Origin of the sequence: Nitratidesulfovibrio sp. 1201_IL3209 (assembly GCF_036763125.1) — a bacterium.
Classification (GTDB): domain Bacteria; phylum Desulfobacterota; class Desulfovibrionia; order Desulfovibrionales; family Desulfovibrionaceae; genus Cupidesulfovibrio.
Genome location: NZ_JBAIYT010000006.1, coordinates 1 through 18,235, shown reverse-complemented (window position 1 = coordinate 18,235; position 18,235 = coordinate 1). Strand labels below are relative to the sequence as shown.

The 18,235-nt window shown below is 66.2% G+C and carries 14 protein-coding genes; 9 read left to right on the top strand and 5 right to left on the bottom strand.

The genetic code is table 11. The features are described from left to right. Positions 1–161 precede the first annotated feature (161 nt). From queC to queD, 3 genes are all read left to right on the top strand, one after another. Positions 162–881 (top strand): 7-cyano-7-deazaguanine synthase QueC, encoded by a 720-nt coding sequence (gene queC, locus V6B97_RS04855; RefSeq protein ID WP_333505368.1) that lies wholly within the window; start codon positions 162–164, stop codon positions 879–881. Next, complete coding sequence (gene queE / locus V6B97_RS04850) at positions 881–1,540, top strand: 7-carboxy-7-deazaguanine synthase (RefSeq protein WP_333505367.1); 660 nt, start codon at positions 881–883, stop codon at positions 1,538–1,540. The genes queC and queE overlap by 1 nt, the downstream gene beginning before the upstream one ends. A 102-nt stretch (positions 1,541–1,642) precedes the next feature. Then, on the top strand, positions 1,643–2,011 hold the full coding sequence (queD, locus tag V6B97_RS04845) for a 6-carboxytetrahydropterin synthase QueD (RefSeq protein WP_333505366.1): 369 nt from the start codon (positions 1,643–1,645) through the stop codon (positions 2,009–2,011). A gap of 233 nt (positions 2,012–2,244) precedes the next feature. Here the strand turns inward: queD and V6B97_RS04840 are convergent, their stop codons facing one another. After that, positions 2,245–3,675, bottom strand: a complete 1,431-nt coding sequence (locus V6B97_RS04840) for a D-alanyl-D-alanine carboxypeptidase family protein (RefSeq protein ID WP_333505365.1) — start codon at positions 3,673–3,675, stop codon at positions 2,245–2,247. Positions 3,676–4,932: 1,257 nt separating this feature from the next. Between V6B97_RS04840 and V6B97_RS04835 the strand changes: the two genes are divergently transcribed. The 3 genes from V6B97_RS04835 to V6B97_RS04825 all read left to right on the top strand — a co-directional run bounded on the left by V6B97_RS04835 (position 4,933) and on the right by V6B97_RS04825 (position 9,520). Continuing rightward, positions 4,933–5,514 carry a hypothetical protein gene (locus V6B97_RS04835; RefSeq protein ID WP_333505364.1) on the top strand — a complete coding sequence of 194 codons (582 nt, stop codon included), beginning with the start codon at positions 4,933–4,935 and terminating at the stop codon, positions 5,512–5,514. 925 nt (positions 5,515–6,439) lie between these two features. Continuing rightward, entirely contained in the window at positions 6,440–6,991 is a 552-nt protein-coding gene (locus tag V6B97_RS04830; RefSeq protein WP_333505363.1) for a hypothetical protein, read from the top strand. Positions 6,992–7,336: 345 nt separating this feature from the next. After that, the gene (locus V6B97_RS04825; protein WP_333505362.1) at positions 7,337–9,520 is read left to right on the top strand and encodes a cation:proton antiporter domain-containing protein; all 2,184 of its coding nucleotides are present in this window, start codon (positions 7,337–7,339) and stop codon (positions 9,518–9,520) included. A 111-nt stretch (positions 9,521–9,631) separates the two neighbouring features. Here the strand turns inward: V6B97_RS04825 and V6B97_RS04820 are convergent, their stop codons facing one another. Next, entirely contained in the window at positions 9,632–10,831 is a 1,200-nt protein-coding gene (locus tag V6B97_RS04820) for a glycosyltransferase family 4 protein (RefSeq protein ID WP_333505361.1), read from the bottom strand. A 612-nt stretch (positions 10,832–11,443) separates the two neighbouring features. Between V6B97_RS04820 and V6B97_RS04815 the strand changes: the two genes are divergently transcribed. After that, positions 11,444–12,199, top strand: a complete 756-nt coding sequence (locus V6B97_RS04815; protein ID WP_333505360.1) for a LexA family transcriptional regulator — start codon at positions 11,444–11,446, stop codon at positions 12,197–12,199. A gap of 315 nt (positions 12,200–12,514) precedes the next feature. Here the strand turns inward: V6B97_RS04815 and htpG are convergent, their stop codons facing one another. After that, positions 12,515–14,569, bottom strand: a complete 2,055-nt coding sequence (gene htpG / locus V6B97_RS04810; RefSeq protein WP_333505359.1) for a molecular chaperone HtpG — start codon at positions 14,567–14,569, stop codon at positions 12,515–12,517. A gap of 132 nt (positions 14,570–14,701) precedes the next feature. Next, positions 14,702–15,178: a hypothetical protein gene (locus V6B97_RS04805; protein ID WP_333505358.1), complete on the bottom strand. Its 477-nt coding sequence runs from the start codon at positions 15,176–15,178 to the stop codon at positions 14,702–14,704. A gap of 165 nt (positions 15,179–15,343) precedes the next feature. Here V6B97_RS04805 and V6B97_RS04800 point away from each other — a divergent pair, with 165 nt between their 5' ends. Then, the gene (locus V6B97_RS04800; protein WP_333505357.1) at positions 15,344–15,760 is read left to right on the top strand and encodes a PaaI family thioesterase; all 417 of its coding nucleotides are present in this window, start codon (positions 15,344–15,346) and stop codon (positions 15,758–15,760) included. Here the strand turns inward: V6B97_RS04800 and V6B97_RS04795 are convergent. Next, positions 15,747–16,070: a hypothetical protein gene (locus V6B97_RS04795; RefSeq protein ID WP_333505356.1), complete on the bottom strand. Its 324-nt coding sequence runs from the start codon at positions 16,068–16,070 to the stop codon at positions 15,747–15,749. The two genes, V6B97_RS04800 and V6B97_RS04795, sit on opposite strands and share 14 nt — an antisense overlap. Here V6B97_RS04795 and V6B97_RS04790 point away from each other — a divergent pair. Beyond that, on the top strand, positions 16,069–18,153 hold the full coding sequence (locus V6B97_RS04790; protein WP_333505355.1) for a methyl-accepting chemotaxis protein: 2,085 nt from the start codon (positions 16,069–16,071) through the stop codon (positions 18,151–18,153). The genes V6B97_RS04795 and V6B97_RS04790 overlap by 2 nt on opposite strands. Positions 18,154–18,235 lie beyond the last annotated feature (82 nt).

Sequence of the window (18,235 nt, the reverse complement as noted above, 5' to 3'; positions counted from 1 at the left end):
CGTGGCGGCGCCGGGGCGTCGTCGGCCAGGATGCCGGCATGGCGGGCGGCCTGTCCGGCCCGTCCGGCTCGCTTGGCCTGTCTGGCCGGGACGTGCGCCCCGCGCCCCGCCCGTCGTCCGTTTCCGCCCAACCGGTTGCCCGTCTTCCGCAAGGAGCCGCCATGCATAGCAAAGAAACCGCCCTCGTGATCCTGTCCGGCGGGCAGGACTCCGCAACGTGCCTGGGCTGGGCGCTGGAGCGTTTCGGCCGGGTGTCCACCATCGGCTTTCACTACGGTCAGCGCCACACCGTGGAAATGGACTGCCGCCTGCGCCTCATGGACGAGGTGCGCCGCCTTTCCCCCGGCTGGAGCGAGCGCCTTGCCGACGACACCACCGTGGAACTGGCCCTGTTCCGCGAACTGGGCAGCACCGCGCTGACCCACGACGTGGCCATAGAGATGGGCCGCAACGGCCTGCCCACCACCTTCGTGCCGGGCCGCAACCTGGTGTTCCTGACGGCGGCGGCCGCGCATGCCTATCGGCAGGGCATCCGGCACATCATCATCGGCGTGTGCGAGACCGACTATTCCGGCTACCCCGACTGCCGCGACGACACCATCAAGGCCATGCAGGTGGCCCTGAACCTGGGCATGGAATCGCGTTTCGTGCTGCACACCCCGCTGATGTGGCTGACCAAGGGCGCCACGTGGGAACTGGCCCGGCAGGTGGGCGGCGACGCCTTCGTCGAGGTGGTGCTGGAGCACACCCATACCTGCTACAAGGGCGTGCGCGCCACCCGCCATCCGTGGGGCTATGGCTGCGGCGACTGCCCGGCCTGCGACCTGCGCCGCCAGGGCTGGGCCGACTACCTGCGCAGCTGTTCCGGCGGCGGGTGCTGATGGCCTACCGGATCAAGGAAATCTTTCACTCGTTGCAGGGCGAGGGCGTGCACGCAGGGCGGGCCGCCGTGTTCTGCCGCTTTTCCGGCTGCAACCTGTGGACCGGACGCGAGCGGGACCGGCCGGACGCCGCGTGCCGCTTCTGCGATACCGACTTCACGGGCACCGACGGCCCCGGCGGGGGCGTGTTCGAGGATGCCGGGCAACTGGCCTCGGCCATCCTCGATGCCTTTCCGTATGCACTGGACGGGGACGGCTGGCGGCCCTATGTGGTCTTCACCGGCGGCGAACCCGCCCTGCAACTGACCACGGAACTGCTGGACGCCCTGCGCGCGCGCGGTTGCCAGTGCGGCGTGGAGACCAACGGCACCCTGCCCCTGCCCGCCGGGTTGGACTGGGTGACGGTGAGCCCCAAGGCGGGCACGCGCCTTGCCGTGACGCGGGGCGACGAACTGAAGCTGGTCTGGCCGCAGGAAGGGCTGGACCCCGCCGGTTTCGCGAGGCTGGACTTCGGGCATTTCATCCTGCAACCGCGCGACGAGGCGGGGGCGGATACGGAAGGCAACGCCGCCCACGTGGCAGCCTGCGTGCGCTACTGTCTGGCTCATCCGCGCTGGCGGCTGGGGTTGCAGACGCACAAGTTTCTGGGCATCCGCTAGGCGCCGCGCGGCCCCGCATCGCCCACGACACACACGCCGGGCCGCATCCACATGATCGATACCACGCCGTGCCCGCACGGCCGACACACAGGCAGGACGGCAATGGACATCTTCGTGACACTGAACTTCGACGCGGCGCACCGGCTGCCGTGCGTGCCGCAGGGGCACAAGTGCGGCAACCTGCACGGCCACACCTTCACCGTGGAGGTGCACGCGCGCGGCCCCGTGGGCAACGATACCGGCTGGGTGATGGACTTCGGCGACCTGAAGCGGCTGGCCAAACCGGTCATCGACCGGCTGGACCATGCCTACCTCAACGACATTCCCGGCCTGGAGAACCCCACCAGCGAATGCATCGCCCGCTGGCTGTGGCGCGAACTGAAGCCCGGCCTGCCCCAGCTGTGCCGTCTGGTGGTGCGCGAAAGCCCCACCTCGGGCGCGGTGTACGAAGGGGAGGGCGGGGCGGCCTGACATCGCAATCCCGCCAGATCCGACAATCCCGTCCGAGCCACCAGACCCGCCCGGGCCGTGAAACGTGCTGGATTCGAGGCATGAAAACGAAAAAGGGGCACCCCGTGGGGTGCCCCTTTTCGCGTGCCGTGTCGCGCGGAAAGCTGGCGGACGTGTCGCCCGTTTTGTCCGTACTGGTCCGTACTGGTCCGTACTGGCCAGGGCCGCCCGGTGTGGCCGGTTTCGCCGGGGCATCAGCCCTGCTTGTCGGCCATCTCGCGCGGGGCGGCCTTCTTGCCGGGCGCGGGCGTCTTGTCCGCCGTGGATCTGGTGGCGGAGGACTTCTTCCTGACGGCCTTGGGGGCCGGGTCCTGCTCTTCCGCCCTGGCCACGGCCTTGCGGTCGGCCTGCTTGGCCTGCTTGGCCGGGGTGGCCTGCGCGGTGGCCTTGGCGGCCTTGGACGCCGTGGCCTTGGCCTTGGGCGCGGCCTTGTCCTTGCCGGGGGCCTGGGCCGTCTTTTGCGCGGCCTTGGCGGGAGCGGCCTTTTCCGCCGTGACCGTGGCCTTCTTCTTTTTGGACGAGGACTTCTTTTGCGCCGGGGCGGCCTTTTCCGCCGTGGCCGTGGTCTTGGCGGCGGCCACCGCCGTCTTGCGCGCCTTGCCCGTCTTGGCGGACTTGCGCAGTTCCGCGTAGGCCTCGCTGTTGGTCTTGTGCAGGTTCAGGGCGTAGTCCGCGGGCTTCATGTCCGCCAGCAGCGAAGCGACGCTCTTGCCACCGCCGGAGGCGGAGCGGAAGCCCGCCTCCACCAGCCGGTTCACTTCCTGGGCGCGGGCCTGGGTGGTTTCCGCGCCCAGCACCACGGCCAGCAGGCGGGTCTTGCCGCGCTTCACCGTGGAGATGAGGTTGTAGCCGGAGGCGAACACCCAGCCCGTCTTGAGGCCGTCGGCCCCCTCGCAGTTGCCGAGCAGGGGGTTCTTGTTGGTGGTGATGACCTTGTTGTGCTTGATGTACCGGGTGGAGTGGTAGCGCAGGGCTTCCGGGTATTGGGCAAGGTAGGCGCGGGAAAGGGTCAGCATGTCGCGGGCGGTGGTGTGCTGACCGGCGGCGGGCAGGCCGTGCGGGTTGCGGAACACGCTGTTCTTCATGCCCAGCGCCCTGGCCTTGGCGTTCATCATCTGCACGAAGTTGTCCACGTTGCCGCCGATGTGCTCGGCGGTGGCCACGCTGGCGTCGTTGCCGGAGGAAACGGCCATGCCCTCCAGCAGTTCGTTCAGGGGCAGGGTTTCGCCCTGCTTCAGGAACATGCGCGAACCGCCGGTGGAGAAGGCGCGGCGGCTGACCTTGACGGTGTCCTTCAAGGAAGCCTTGCCCGCGCGCACCTGGTCCAGCGCCACGTACATGGACAGCACCTTGGTCAGCGACGCGGGGGGGATGGGCTCGTCGGCGTTCTGTTCATAGAGGATGCGCCCGGTGCTCATGTCCAGCAGCAGGGCGGAGCGCACGTCGAGGGTCTCGTGGCCGGAGGCGTGCGCCACGGGCGCGGCGAGCAGCGTGCCCAGCGCCAGTGCGACGAATGCCAGGGCGATCGTGCAGGCGAAGGCGGTGAACCGGATGGTGCGTGCCGCCGGGCGGGTGGATGCGGGGTGCGGGCGACGGGCCGTGTGGCCGGGGACGGTGGTGTGCATGCGCATGCGCTGTCTCGCCTTTCCGAGCCGGCCGCTCCGGGCCGGGAAACCGGTGTTTCAGGCCGCGCGCGGTGCGCGCCCCTTCGCGATGCGTTGCCGGAATGCCCTGGCCTCGGCGGGTCAGGGAATGCAGTGCGCCCGGCGGGCGCATCCGGCCCGGGGCGGAGTGTCTTTCCGGCCTTGTGGGACTGTGCGGCAGTGATCGGTTCGGACGTCCTCGTCCTGTGCCGGGCCGGTACATCCCGCTGGTTGTAATGTGCGTCGCCCGTGGCGCGCGGGGCAGGGCCGCCGCATTCCGTCCGGAATGGCCGCGCGCCGGTGTCCGCGACAAGCATTACTGTAGAGGGCGGTCCATGACAAGCATTCTCTGATGACTGCGCAGAAAATTGCACGTGTCCGGCGTGTGGAGAAATGGCCGGACAGGCCGGGTGGCGGGAAGGGCGGCATTGCAAGGCGCCCCGCAACGTGTTTTACGTCCCCCCGCAGGCCGACGTTGCACGCCGGACGGCATTGTTGCATGGGCGTTTAGCCGCCGCTCGGGTAAACGAAATTCCGGCATGTTGAATATTTTCTAGAGTTTGCCCCGCGCGGGTCGTGACCCGGCAACCCGCTCTGGTGCTGGACTCCCGGGTGCGGGAGGGGGCCTGGTCTCCCTGCGGCAGGTGGAACGGGTGTACTTGCCGTGTCGCAGTTGTTGTGCGGAGCGGTGCATCCAGGTCCTGCCGTCTTGCAGTGTGCCGGTTGCCCGCACGGGGGCGTGGGCGCCTCTCCGGGGCCATATGACGTAATGTTCGGGAGGGGGAGCGGGCAGTGTGGTGCGAACGGTCGGCGGCTGAGGCGGGCACGGCAGACGACAATTTCAGGCAGCCCTGGAGTTTTTAAGAAAAGTCTTTTTTGAAGGAAGGATACGTGGAAATGGCGTGGAAGCTGCCGGTTGCGCAAGCAAGCGGTCACTTATGCCCATATCGCGCGGGTTGAGCAACTAATCGCGCAATCATGCAAGATTGAGCGGTCAATCCGCGCAAGGTTGCGCGACGGGGCTGATTTTTCGCCGGAGCTTGTGAGAAAAATATTTATTTTATATTTTACTATGTTGAAGATGTTTTTCGTGGGGCGTCATGGTTGGCTGTCGCGCAATGGCACGGGCTGTGCTCAGGAAGGGGGCAAGGACGTCGCGTCAGGCTGACGAACCGGCCCGAGAAGATGCCTTGCGAAAGCGTGGACACGGAGCGCAAACCTCCAACGGAGAGGACCGTCATGAACATCACCTTCGAAATCATCGGACAGAGCTGCGACCTCGCACTGCACCCCGTTTCTCCGCAGACGGCCGAGGCCATCCGCACCAAGGGGCGCGAAATATACGCCGAAAAGTACATGAACTGGTGGCGCAAGGGGAACACCCGCACCTTCGGCATGCGCCTTGGGCCCGACAGCCTGGCCCGCCTCTTCGTGGACGGCCGCCAGACCGAACTGGACGAAAGCCTGCTGTACCGCGACGTGACCACCATCCGCCGCCGCATGTACCTGAACAGCAAGGCCAAGTATCTTGCCGTGCTCGGCTATGACGACGAGTGGTGCGCCTTCAAGTGGATATGGCACGACGTGAAGAATTTCGACCCCGCCAAGTTCAGTTTCCAGGTGCTGAACTGGGACCGCGTGATGAAGACGCAGGGGTACAACGTGGTGGACAACGTGTTCTACGACGGCCACCTGGCTGATGACGATTCGTGGTGCAACCCCAGCGGGTTCACCCTCATCGATCCGATGATCATCGACCTTGCGGACGTGCGCCGCGAGGTAGAGGCCGAAAAGGCCGGCGGCAGCAAGAAGGCGGCGTAACAGCGCCGCACACAGGCACTCCCGGTTGGGGTTCCCGCCCGACCGTTCGTCAGACCCGCACCCGTAGTAGCCCTACCCCTCCCTGCCCGAGAGCGGAGGTCCCCACACCCTCCGCTCTCCCCCTCCCCCAGGGCCCGCCGTCCGTAAGCGGCGGGCCCCGCCTTTTCTTCGATCCGGGTGCCGCCTGATGCCATGGCGAGTGGGCCTTTTTACTGGCGTGGCATAAAAAGTGAGCGCTCACCTTTTTTTTGGTAAATGAAAAAAATCACAATAAGAGCGGAAAACTGCCGGGAAGTCGCATGGTTCCGCATAAAATGGATTGTGTGCCCAATTGGGAATGATGCCGGGAGAATGCCGGTCCGAGCAGGGGGGTGTTTTTAGAATCTCTTGTAATCAAGCATGTTAGCGTACTATATAAAAATGTGGCGCACGCTCGTGTGGATAGCGTGAGCACGAGGTTTTGCGATAGGTTGAGTTGACAAACAACCAGGTAAGGGGCAGTGTCAGGCTGTCGACGCTGTGTGAACAACCAGTACAAGCGACCCCGCCCTGTGCCTCCATCGGAACCTGCCCGTTCATCACGATGGAGGCGACGCCCCCCGGCAGACGGCCATGCCGCGCCAGGGGGAGGCCGGAAAGCCCCCCGACGGAACGCGGTACGCGGCATGCATCCATGTACGGAGTGCCGGGCCGGGCGAAGCCGGGGTGGACCGGAAGGGACGCGGGTGGCGGAAGGTGTTCAGGCACGGCCGTCGGCGCGATGCGCGAGAGCGGCGCGGGGCACAGGCGGCGCGCCGTCCCACGGGACGGCGGACGGGCCCACCCCACATGCGATCTCACGGAGGGATCGCACGGCATCCGGGCGGCCGCACCGGATGCAGCCGGAAACCGAGAGGGCGCATCGGCAACGAAATGGAGTTGGATCATGAACGTTACCCTTACCATCACCGGCAGAAGCTGCGACCTGGCTCTGCACCCCGTCTCGCCGCGCACGGCGCTGGCCATCCGCGCCAAGGGGCGCAAGATCTACGCCGAGAAGTACATGGACTTCTGGCGGCGCGGCAACACCCGCAATTTCGGCATGCGCATCGAAGCCGACACCAAGGTGCAACTCTTCGTCGACGGGGCGGAACAGACCTTCGACATGGGCGCGCTGCTCGGCAACGTTTCCACCAGCATGAGCAACCTGTACCTTGACAGCAAGGCCAAGTACCTCGCGGTGATGGGCTTTGCCGAAGAGGTGTGCAGCTACACCTGGACCTGGAAGAACGTGGAAGCCTTCGATGCCGTCCGCTTCATGACCTGCATCACCGACTTCGGTCCGGTGCTGGGCAGCGCCATGCGCGCCATCGACGAAGTGCGTTACGACACCCTGTGTGCCGACAACTTCGCGTGGGACAACCCCGGCGGCTTCAACCTCATCGATCCGGTGGTGCTGGACCTCGACCAGCTTCGCCGCGTGGCCCGCGCCGCCTAGCGCGCAGCGCGCCACCGCCGCCCACGGGCGCACAGTGACCATCAGGGGGGGGCCGCAGGCTCCCCCTTTTTGCATGCAGAAACCCCCGCGCCGGGCGCGGGATTTTCCGCCTGCCATCAAACCGTCCCTTGCAGGGGCGGTCCTGATCCATGGCTGCATGCCCGGTACATGCGGGAAACAATGCGTTTCAGGTCGGCAATGCGCGCGGCCGGGCTTGCAATGCGCCTCCCGGACATGCCACTATGAGCACCCGGCCGAGCGCGGCCCCGCCGTGCGCAGGCCGCTTTGCGCGGCGCGCATCAGGCCTCCAGCGGCCGGAACATCCCGCATTGCACGGAAGGTACGATGGAACTGCCCCTGCTCAAGGAATTCGTGGTCATCTTCGGCCTTTCGGTGGCCGTCATCTATCTTTGCCACTACGTGAAGGTGCCCGCCATCGTCGGCTTTCTGCTGACCGGCGTGGTGGCCGGGCCGCACGGACTGGGGCTGGTCAAGGCCGCGCACGAGGTCGAGATCATGGCCGAAGTGGGCGTGGTGCTGCTGCTGTTCACCATCGGGCTGGAACTTTCCCTGGGCGAACTGATGCGGCTGCGCAAGCCGGTGTTCCTGGGGGGGCTGGCGCAGGTGGCGCTGACCATCCTGGCCTTCGCGGGCGGGGCGGAACTGCTGGGCCTGCCCCACGGCACGGCGGCGTTCATCGGCTTTCTGGCCGCGCTGTCATCCACGGCCATCGTGCTCAAGCTGTTGCAGGAACGCGCCCAGATGGACAGTCCGCACGGGCGCATTTCGCTGTCCATCCTGATCTTCCAGGACCTGGTCATCGTGCCCATGATGCTGCTGGTGCCGTTCCTGGCGGGCAAGGGCGGCGAGACCGGGCCGTCGCTGCTGTTCACCATGGCCAAGGGGGCGGGCATCATCCTTCTGGTGTTCCTGCTGTCGCGCAAGATGGTGCCCGCGCTGCTGTACCGCATCGTGCGCACCCGCAACCGCGAGGTGTTCCTGGTCTCCACGCTGGGGTTCTGCCTGGCCATCGCCCTGCTTACCTCGTCCATGGGGCTTTCGCTGTCGCTGGGCGCGTTCCTGGCCGGGCTGATCATGGCCGAATCGGAGTACAGCCACAGCGCGCTGGAGGGCATCATGCCCTTCCGCGACGTGTTCACCAGCCTGTTCTTCATTTCCGTCGGGATGTTGCTGGACTTCAACTTCGTGCTGGACCACCTGCCGCTGGTCATCGGCGTGACGCTTTCCGTACTGGCCGTGAAGTGCCTGCTGGCCAGCGGGGCCACCCTGATGCTGGGCTACCCGCTGCGTCCGGCCCTGATGGTGGGCCTGGCCCTGTGCCAGGTGGGGGAATTCTCGTTCGTGCTGGCCAAGGCGGGCGTGCGCTACGAATTGTTCGACCGCACCCAGTACCAGCTGTTCCTGGCCGCCAGCATCATGACCATGGCGCTGACGCCGTTCCTTATTGCCGGGGCCCCGCGCATGGCCGGCGCGGCGGTGCGCCTGCTGCCCGCGGGCACGCGCCTGGCCCGGCGCGACGAGGAGGCGGCGGCTGAAGAGGCGGGCCGCGCGCACAGCGGCATGAACCTGACCAACCATCTGATCATCGTGGGCTTCGGCATCGGCGGGCGGCACCTGGCCCGGGCGGCCAAGGCGGCGGGCATCGACTACACCGTGCTCGAGATGAACCCCGACACGGTGCGTACCTTTGCCGCCAAGGACGAGCCCATCGCCTACGGTGACGCCTCGCACCCTGCCGTGCTGGAACAGGCGGGCGTGGGCGCGGCGCGGGTGCTGGCCATCGTCATCTCCGACCCGGCCGCCGTGCGCAGCATCACCGACACGGCGCGCAAGCTGAACCCGTCGCTGCACATCGTGGTGCGCACCCGGTTCATCAGCGAGATAGCCGCCCTGCGCGAACTGGGGGCCAACGACGTGATCCCCGAGGAGTTCGAGACCTCGGTGGAAATCTTCACCCGCGTGCTGAGCCGCTATCTTGTGCCGCGCGCCGAGATAGAGCGCTTCGTGGACGAGGTGCGCACCGAAAGCTACGACATGCTGCGCCAGGTGGACATCCGCACCGAGTCGCTGGCCGCGCTGTCCACCTATTTCACCGACTTCGACCTCAGCGCCATGACCGTGGACGCGGGCTGCATGCTGGACGGCATGACCCTGCAACAGGCCGACCTGCGCCGCCTGCACGGCCTGACCCTGGTGGCGGTGAAGCGCGGCGAGGACGTGCTGCCCAACCCCGACGGCACCCTGCGGCTGATGGCGGGCGACGTGGCCTACGTGTTCGGCCCGCACGCGGACATCGCGGCCAAGGCCGGGCTGTTCGCGGCCCGGCGGCGGGCCTGGGAGGTGCCCGGCGAAGGGGGCGCGGAGGACGCGGAACCCACGGAACCCACGCGAAGGGGCCTGGAGGCAACGCTGGCCGACGGTTCCGCCCCGGCGGACGGCGCGGAGGCCGCGCCGGGTGAGGATGCCGTCGCCGCTCCGGTCGAGGCCACGCCCGGCGATAAGGTCTGATCGCGCAGGCTCCCCGTTCGCGCACGGCCGCGCCGGATCGGGCCAGGTCAGGCCGATCGGGTTGGTATTCCTGAACATGACAGCCCTCGCGAAGGTACTCCTTCGCGGGGGCTATTGTTTGGCCTGCGGAGGCTGTGCCGGGGATGGCCCGGCACAGTGGAAAGTACGGGCGGGGCAGATATGGGCGGGCGTCCGCATGGTGTCGTGCATGAAGTCCAGGATGCCTCGGGCGCGGGCCTGCCACGTGAAATCGGGGGCAAGGGCGGCATTGGCTTCGCGCATGGCGGCGAGGCGGGCGGGCGCATCCGGCCCGGTGGCGAGTTCGAGCACGGCGGCGGCAAGGTGTTGTCCGGAAAGCCCGGCACTGACCACGCAGTGGGTACCGGGGATCAGCGCTTCCGTTGTTGAGCGTACAGGGGGGAGAATGATCGGTAACCCACAGCCGAGCGATTCCGTAATCTTGATTTGGGAGTAGAATGATGCATCCGAAGAAGCGGGAACGATGCTGGCATCGACACCCGCCAGGGTTTCGCCGACATGGCTCGGTGCCACGCGCCCCGTGAGGATGATGCGTTCTTGCCACAGGGGCACGCATTCCACCCGGCGGCGGAAGTCATTCATGTCGGGCCAGGTGACTCCCCCGATCAGCGCCAGCCGGAAGGTTTCCGGCAGGTGAAGCATCATGTCCAGCAGGTGGCCAACGCCTTTGGCAGGTGTGATGGAACCGAAGTATCCGATGGTGAAGTGTTGACGTCTGTTGATGTCTGTTGATGCTGAATGGAAAACATTTGGATTGTATCCTGCAGGTGCAACAAAGGCGGGGCCATTGTATCCAAACTTTTTCCTTACGGTATGCAAGATTTCGGAGTGAACGCAAACGATCCCGCAGGGGTGTTGCAATACATGGCAGAGAAGCTCGTCGTGCGTGATGTCGTGCAGTTCAAGGAACAGGCGTATTTTTTTTCCGAAGATGCTCGCCATGCGCAACAGCGCTGCGGCGGGCTTTGGTTCACGGGCAAGGAATACGGCGTTCGGGATGCGCAGCGCGCTGGCGAGGCGGGCGTGGAAGAAGGCGTCGTACAGCGTGGGGCCGCGAAAGGGGATGGTGCGCAGGCGTAACGCGGGGGGCAGGTCCACCGCGTAGTCGTCGGAAAGGTGTTCTGCCAGCGTCTGTCCGGTGCCACGCCGCATGGCCGGGTATATCTCCGTTTCCACGCCGCAGGCGGCGAAGGCGGAGGCCATGTTCACGGCCTGGATGTGGTTGGCGGCAGCGTGGGGAAAGCGCAGCTTCTTGGCGATGACGAGGCGCATGCGGAATGGGGGGTGGGACGCTGGCCGTGGAGACGCGGTGCGGTGATTTCACGCGGCGGCGGGAAAGCCGATGCGCCGGGAGGAGTACGGGAGGGGGGACCGGCCTGCACGACAGGTCACGACGTAAACGGACGGAAGCTGCCGCCCCCGCCCGTCGCGGTATCCACGCCTGCCTGCGGTCCGCCGGATTCCGGCGTTCGCTGCCAGCGTATTGATGAGGTCAACCAGACGGTTGCGCCCGTCCTCGTCCTGACCGGTGGCAGCGTTCATTGCAGCGCGCACGGCAGGCATCAGCCCTGCAAGCCCGCTGTTGTCGCCACCTTCAAAGAGAGAGTGTTGCCGTTGCCGCATGTGGTTGGCCGTCCGCTGGGGTGGTGGGCCAACGTCCAATCATTATCTGGTCATGGACGTTGACCCTCGGTTACGGGCGGTTTAGGTAGAGTGTGCGACAACTTTCCCTATCGCCCGCAAGCTGAAAATATCCTTTTAGCGAGTAAAATCAAGCAAAGGTTCACTTGCAGGCTTAATTTTTCAAAAAAATTTGCAAATATTAGTAAGGTCAAACAGTTATGACCATGCTGAAGATTGCAGATTTGCTTGCAGGTGCCCGTCATGGAAGATGCAAGTTGGAACGAAATTCTTATGCGCCTGTACGAGGCCACCGGGACAAAGACAGACGCCGCCCTGGCAACGGCTCTGGGCCTCTCGCATCAGGCGGTCTACAGCGCAAAATCAAAATCAAAAATTCCACCATCATGGATTTACGAGGCCGCACGGCGCTACGCTGTTTCGGCGGACTGGTTGTTCTTCGGGCGCGGGCCGATGTACCCCGATGGGCAAGCCACCCAGGCAACGCTGCCCGGCCCGGAGGTAGCTCGCAGGCTCTTGGCGTCCCGACCACAAGGACAAGAGGTTGCCTCCGGAAATCTGGGCGGGCCTGAGCCCGGCTGCGACATGGTGCTCGTCACCAAGGTAAAGGCGCGCCTTGCCGCTGGCGGCGGCAGCCTGGAGGCCAACGGAGAATCCGTGTGCCGCTATGCGTTCCGCTCCGACTGGCTGTGCCGCAAAGGCTCACCGGCCCAGATGGTGCTCATGGATGTGGTCGGCGACTCCATGGCCCCCGACATTCAGGACGGGGACATGGTCCTCATTGACCAGGGCAAGACCGAGATCATCCCCGGCGCGGTCTACGCCGTGGGTGTTGACGACGCCGTATACGTCAAGCGGCTGGAGGTTCTGCCCGGCCGCCTGGTCATATCCAGCGCCAACCCGGCATACGCGCCCATAGAGGTTCACCGCGAAAGCCGGGACATGGAAAGCATCCGCGTCATCGGCCGCGTCCTCTGGTGGTGCCACGAAGCGCACTAGCACCGCATTTTCAGGCAAATTTCGTGTCGAATCAGACACGCACACACGTGCGCCGGGCACGGCCAGGCACGCCGGAACGGACGGGCAAAACTGAGCCGCAGCGGGCAGGCGAGCTGCGAGAAATCTTGCCTTGCATGAAAAAAACCGGGCCGAAGTCCGCGATGAAATCTCATCTTGGAATTCGACCCGGTTTTCGCGCGCCAATCCGACGAAGCCCGCACCGGTCCTGCTTTCGTCGTGCATTCGTCCTATTCGATCACGTCGTTTCCTCGTGTCTCAAGCCACCTGCCCCCTAACAATGCCCCGCCGCGCGGCCTACAACTTCCTGACCTCGGCGTACCAGCCGCCCGCCTGTTCCAGCAGGCCGTACAGGCGGCCCACCAGCGCGTGCGGGTCGGCCAGGTAGCCTTCCAGCAGCAGGCTGGCCTCGAACAGTTGCAGGGTGGCGTTTTCCACCATGGGGTCGGCCGGGTCGGCCTTGTGGATGCGCAGCAGGTTGCGCAGGATGGGGTGGTCGCGGTTCACTTCCAGCACCTTTTTCGGAATGGACTCGTCGCGCTGCATGACCTTGAGCAGCTTTTCCATGGACGAGGTCACCGTGCCGTCGGGGCTGACCAGGCAGGCCGGGCTGTCGGACAGGCGGTGCGACACGCGCACCTCGGTCACCTTGTCGCCCAGCAGTTCCTTCATGCGGGCCAGCAGCGCGTCGAAGGCGGCGGCGTCGGATTCGGCCAGCGGTTCCGCCTCCTTGCGTTCCTCCACGGTGGGGAAGGCGTCCAGGGTGGCCGCGTCGGCGTGCTCCACGGCCTTCAGGGCGAAGTCCTTGTAGCTGCCCAGCGCGTCCATGACGAATTCGTCGATGGGCTCGTACAGGAACAGCACTTCCAGCCCCTTCTTGCGGAAGATTTCCAGGTGCGGGTTCAGCCGCGCGGCCTCGCGGTTGGGCGCGGAGATGTACCAGATGTCCTTCTGGCCTTCGCGGGCGCGGCCGATGTAGTCGTCCAGCGAGGACAGCCCCCTGGCGTCGTCGTGGTGCGAGGTGTTGCAGCGCAGCAGGCCCGCGAACTTCTCGCGGTTGGTCCAGTCGGTGTGGCCCAGCTTGAACACCTTGCCGTGGCTGCGCCAGAATTCGGCGTACCTGTCCGCACCCGCGGCGGCCAGCTTTTCCAGGTGGCCGAGCACCTGCCTGGTCACCGTCTGGCCGATCTTGCGGATGACCACGTTCTCCTGCAACGTCTCGCGCGAGATGTTCAGGGGCAGGTCTTCCGTGTCCACCACGCCCTTCACGAAGCCGAGGTATTCCGGCAGCAGGTCCTTGTTCTCGCGCTGGATGAGCACCCGGCGCACGTACAGGTCCAGCCCCCAGCGGTCGCGGCCCATGCCGAACAGCTCCTGCCCGCGCGGCGGCACGAACAGCAGCGCGGTGAACTGCACCGGGGCGTCCACGGAAACGTGGATGGTCTCCAGCGGGGCGGCGGCATCGAAGGTGAGGTACTTGTAGAAGTCCTCGTACTGCTGCGGGGTGACCGAGAACTTCGGTTCGCGCCACAGCGCCGGGGTGGTGTTCACCCGCTCGCCCTCGACCATGATGGGGAAGGGCAGGAAGTTTGAGTGCTTGCGCACGATGGATTCCAGGCGGTGGCGTTCCAGGAATTCCGAGGCGTCTTCCTTGATGTGCGCCTCGATGACCGTGCCGCGCGCCGGGGCGCCGGCCCCGTTCCCGCCATCCGCCCCGCTCCCGCCATCCACCCCGGACACGCTGAACGAGCCGGAACCGTCCGATTCCCAGACGTGGGCGGCAGCGCCGGGCTGGCACGAGCGCGAGGTGACGCGCACCTTGTCCGCCACCATGAACACCGAATAGAAGCCCACGCCGAAGCGGCCGATGATGGACGCGGCGTCGGTGGGCGCGGAGGAAGCCGGAGACGCGGGGGATGCGGCGGACGCGGCGGACGCGGATGCGGCCTCGCCGTCGGCGTCTCCGTCAGCATTGGCGGCGTCGGAGCGGGGGGTGCCGTTCAGGCCCTGCTCTATCCCATGTTCGGCCATGAACCGTTCCGAGCCGGAACGGGCGATGGTGCCCAGGTTGTCGATGAGTTCCTGCCGGGTCATGCCCACGCCCGTGTCGGCGATGCGCAGGATGCGCGCGTCCTTGTCCACGCTGATGGCGATGTCCAGCGGCAGGTCGGGCGCGGCCACGGTGTCGCCCCGGCTCTGGAAGAAGCGCAGCTTGTCCAGGGCGTCGGACGCGTTGGAGACCAGTTCGCGCAGGAAAATCTCGCGGTTGGTGTACAGCGAGTGGGTGATGATGTGCAGCAGCTTCTGCACCTCGGTGCGGAATTCGTGGGTCTCGTGCGCGGCGGCGGTCATGGTCTCCTCCTGTGAAGGCGTGATCTGGTGAACGAAAGGGGCACGGCGCGCGTGCCCGGAATGTTATGCAATTGTTCCGTGCCGTTGCGGCCGGAAAAGTTCCCTGTGCAGATAGTGCCGGAGCGGCGCGTGTCAAGACGCCGTGCCCCTCCCCGAAGTGAACTGCGCCGCCGGGGCGTCCAGCTTGAAGCGCAGGCGCAGCACGCCGTTTTCGAAGTCGTGCGAGATGAGCCGGAACGCGCCCACTTCCGCCGTGTTCCGCACGTGGGCGCCGCTGCACGGGCAGGCGTCGAACTCGCCCACCTGCACGATGCGCAGGGTGTCGCCCGCGTCGTCCGGCAGGCGGCCCAGGTCGAAGCGGACGGCCGCCTCCGTGCGGTCCATGTCCACGGCGGTGACCGGAAGGTTGCCGGACAGCACGCGGTTCACTTCGGCCTCTATGGCGCGGGCCTCCGCATCGTCCAGTTGGTGGTCGAAGTGATAGTCGCACTTGGATTTTTTCGGGTTGACGTGGGCGCTGAAGCAGCGTCCGCACCCGTAGCGGGCCACCATCACGCCGTTCAGGACGTGCTCGGCGGTGTGCATGCGGGGGGCTTCGTCCTTGCTCATGGCGGTCTCCGGAGTGTTGCGGATGTGGCGTTGGCGCGGGTGGCGTTTACCTGGGGCATGGGGTAGGTGTGTGGCGAACTTGCGGCGGCGGTGGCGACCGCTCTCGCAAAGGTACGTCCCATATGGACCGGCCGCCGCGCCGGGCAAGAATACAGGAGAGGATGCATGGATTTCAAGGTGCTGGCCGACCTGGTGGAGAACGGGCTGCCGTTCCAGAAGCTGCTGGGCATCAAGGTGGCGGAGATGGAGGCGGGCCGGGTGAAGCTGTACATTCCGTACCGCGAGGAGCTTGTGGGCGATACCCGGCGGCCCGCCCTGCACGGCGGGGTCATCTCGTCGCTGGCCGACGTGTGCGCGGGGTTCGCGGTGTGGACCAAATGCCGCATCGAGGACCGCATCGCCACCATCGACCTGGTCATCGACTATCTGCGGCCCGCCTCGGCCAGCGACCTGTACGCCGAGGCCACGGTGAAGCTGCTGGGGAACCGGGTGGGCAACGCGCAGGTGGCCATCTGGTCCGCCGACCGGCCGGACAGGCACGTGGCCGAGGGGCGGGGGGTGTACAACATCAGAAGGGGATAGCGGCGCGTTCGTCTGCCCGCCCGGCCCGATCCGGTCCGATACGATCCGGCCTGATCCGGTCTGGCTGGACATGGCTGGACAACAGGGCGGCTTTTGAATAAAAGCAAGTATTGAGCCATGTTGTAATTATTTTTGTGTAGCGCTTACCATTAGTTCCCATCTGCTTTCCGTTCCGGGGGGAACGGCAAGTCACCGCGCGGCCGTGGACGGCGCGCCCGCCTATCTTCCGAACGTCTGTGCCATACCAAAGGATTGTCATGCGTTCATTTTTTGCGTCATTGCCGATGCGGATGAAGATATTCGTCATCATGCTGCTTCCGCTCGTGGCGTTACTGGTGTTTTCCGGCTCGCACGTCATGGGCAAACGCGCCATCGTGGTCGAAATGCAGAATGTGGCGAGTCTTGCCGCCCTTTCCGTGGCCATTGGCGACGCCGTCCATGAACTTCAGAAGGAACGTGGCCTGTCGTCGGGGTTCGTCGCCAGCCGGGGCGAGCGGTTCGGCCCGGAACTGGCCTCCCAGCGGCGCGGGTCGGACGATCCGCTGGACAAGCTGCGCGCGCGGCTTGGCGCGTTCCCGGCGGGGAACTTTCTTCCGGAGGTAAAAACCGCCCTTGGCAAGGTGGAGGGCGAACTCGGCGGCATCCGCGAGAAGCGCCGCGAAGTGGACGCGCTGTCCCAGAAGCCGGCCGGGATCATCGCGTCGTACTCCGCGACCATAGCCGTGCTGCTGGAGGTGAACGCCGTCATTTCGCGCGCCAGCACCGAACCGCGCGTTCTCGGGCGCATCGTGGCCTACGATGCGCTGCTGTGGGCCAAGGAGTACGCGGGGCGCGAACGGGCCACGCTCAACGGCGTGTTCGCGCAGGGAACGCTTTCGGGCGATCTGTACCGCGCGTGGCTGGCGGTGCTTGCCGCGCAGAACGAGCGGCTTGCCTCGTTCAGGGCGCTTGCCGGTCCGGAAGACGCCGCCCTGCTGGAAAGCAGGCTGACCGGCCCCGCCGTGGCCGAGGTGGCCCGGATGCGGGAACTGGTCATGACCAGGACTCCGGGCGAGGCGTCTGGCGGCGATGCCGCCGAGTGGTTCAAGGCGTCCACGGCGCGCATAGATCTTTTGCGTCAGGTAGAGGTGGGGCTGGCCGATTCCCTCATGCAGCTCACGAACCGTCTCGGCCGGGACGCGCGGACGGACATGTTCGTCTACGCCGGGGTATCCGGCATGGCCCTGGCCGCCACGCTGGCCGTGGGGCTGCTGGTTTTCGTCTCCATCAACACGCCCTTGCGCCGGGCCGTGGCCTTTGCCGAAGCCGTGGGCAAGGGCAATCTGGACCACCCCCTGGACGTGCGGCAGACGGATGAGATAGGCACGCTGTGCAGCGCCATGGGGAACATGGTCGGAAACCTGAAGCTCAAGATCGCGGAAGCGCAGACGCAGACGCAGCTTGCGGCCCAGGAAACGGAACACGCGCGCAGGGCGCAGGCCGAGGCGGACGAGGCGCGGGCCGAGGCGGAGCGCGCGCGCCGGAACGGCATGTTGCAGGCGTCGGTGCGCATGGAAGACATGGTGCGCAAGCTCACCGGGGCCTCGGAGGGCATCGCGGCCCAGGTGGTGCAGTCCAGCAAGGGCGCCCAGGCGCAGAAGGACCGCGTCACCGGAACGGCGCTGGCCATGGAACAGACCAACGACTCCGTCATGGACGTGGCCCGTAGCGCGGGACGGGCTTCGGAAATATCGCACGACGCCCGGCAACTGGCCAGCGACGGCGCCGCCGTGGTCCGCCGCATGGTGGGCATGGTGGGCGAAGTGCGCACGCAGGCGTTGCAGCTCAAGGGCGACATGGAAATCCTCGGCTCCAACGCCGCCAACATCGGGCAGGTGCTGGGGGTCATCAACGATATCGCGGACCAGACGAACCTGCTGGCGCTGAACGCGGCCATCGAGGCCGCCCGCGCGGGCGACGCGGGGCGCGGTTTTGCCGTGGTGGCCGACGAGGTGCGCAAGCTGGCGGAAAAGACCATGTCCGCCACGAAGGAAGTGGCCGAGGCCGTGCTGGGCATACAGAAGGCCACGCGGACCAATGCCGAGAGCGTTTCGCAGACCGTGGGCAGCATAGAGAACGCCACGAACATGGCCGAGGAATCGGTCCGGTCGCTGGAGCGGATCGTGGACATGGTGGCGCACACCAGCGACCAGATCCGGTCCATCGCCGCCGCCGCGGAGCAGCAATCCGCCGCAAGCCGCGAGATCAGCGGTTCCCTGGCGGACATCAACGCCATCGCCAACGAAACCGCCAAGGGGATGGAGCATTCGGCCTCGGCCGTGGAGGAGCTTGCGTCGCTCGCCAGGTCGCTGCAACAGCTGGTGGCCGAGATGGCTGCGGAGGGGCGGGCCTAAAGGTCGCGCCGCGCCACGCGCGGAATGTGAGAAGCCGTATTGCAAGAGCGGGTTCCTGCCATGGCAGGAACCCGCTCTTGCA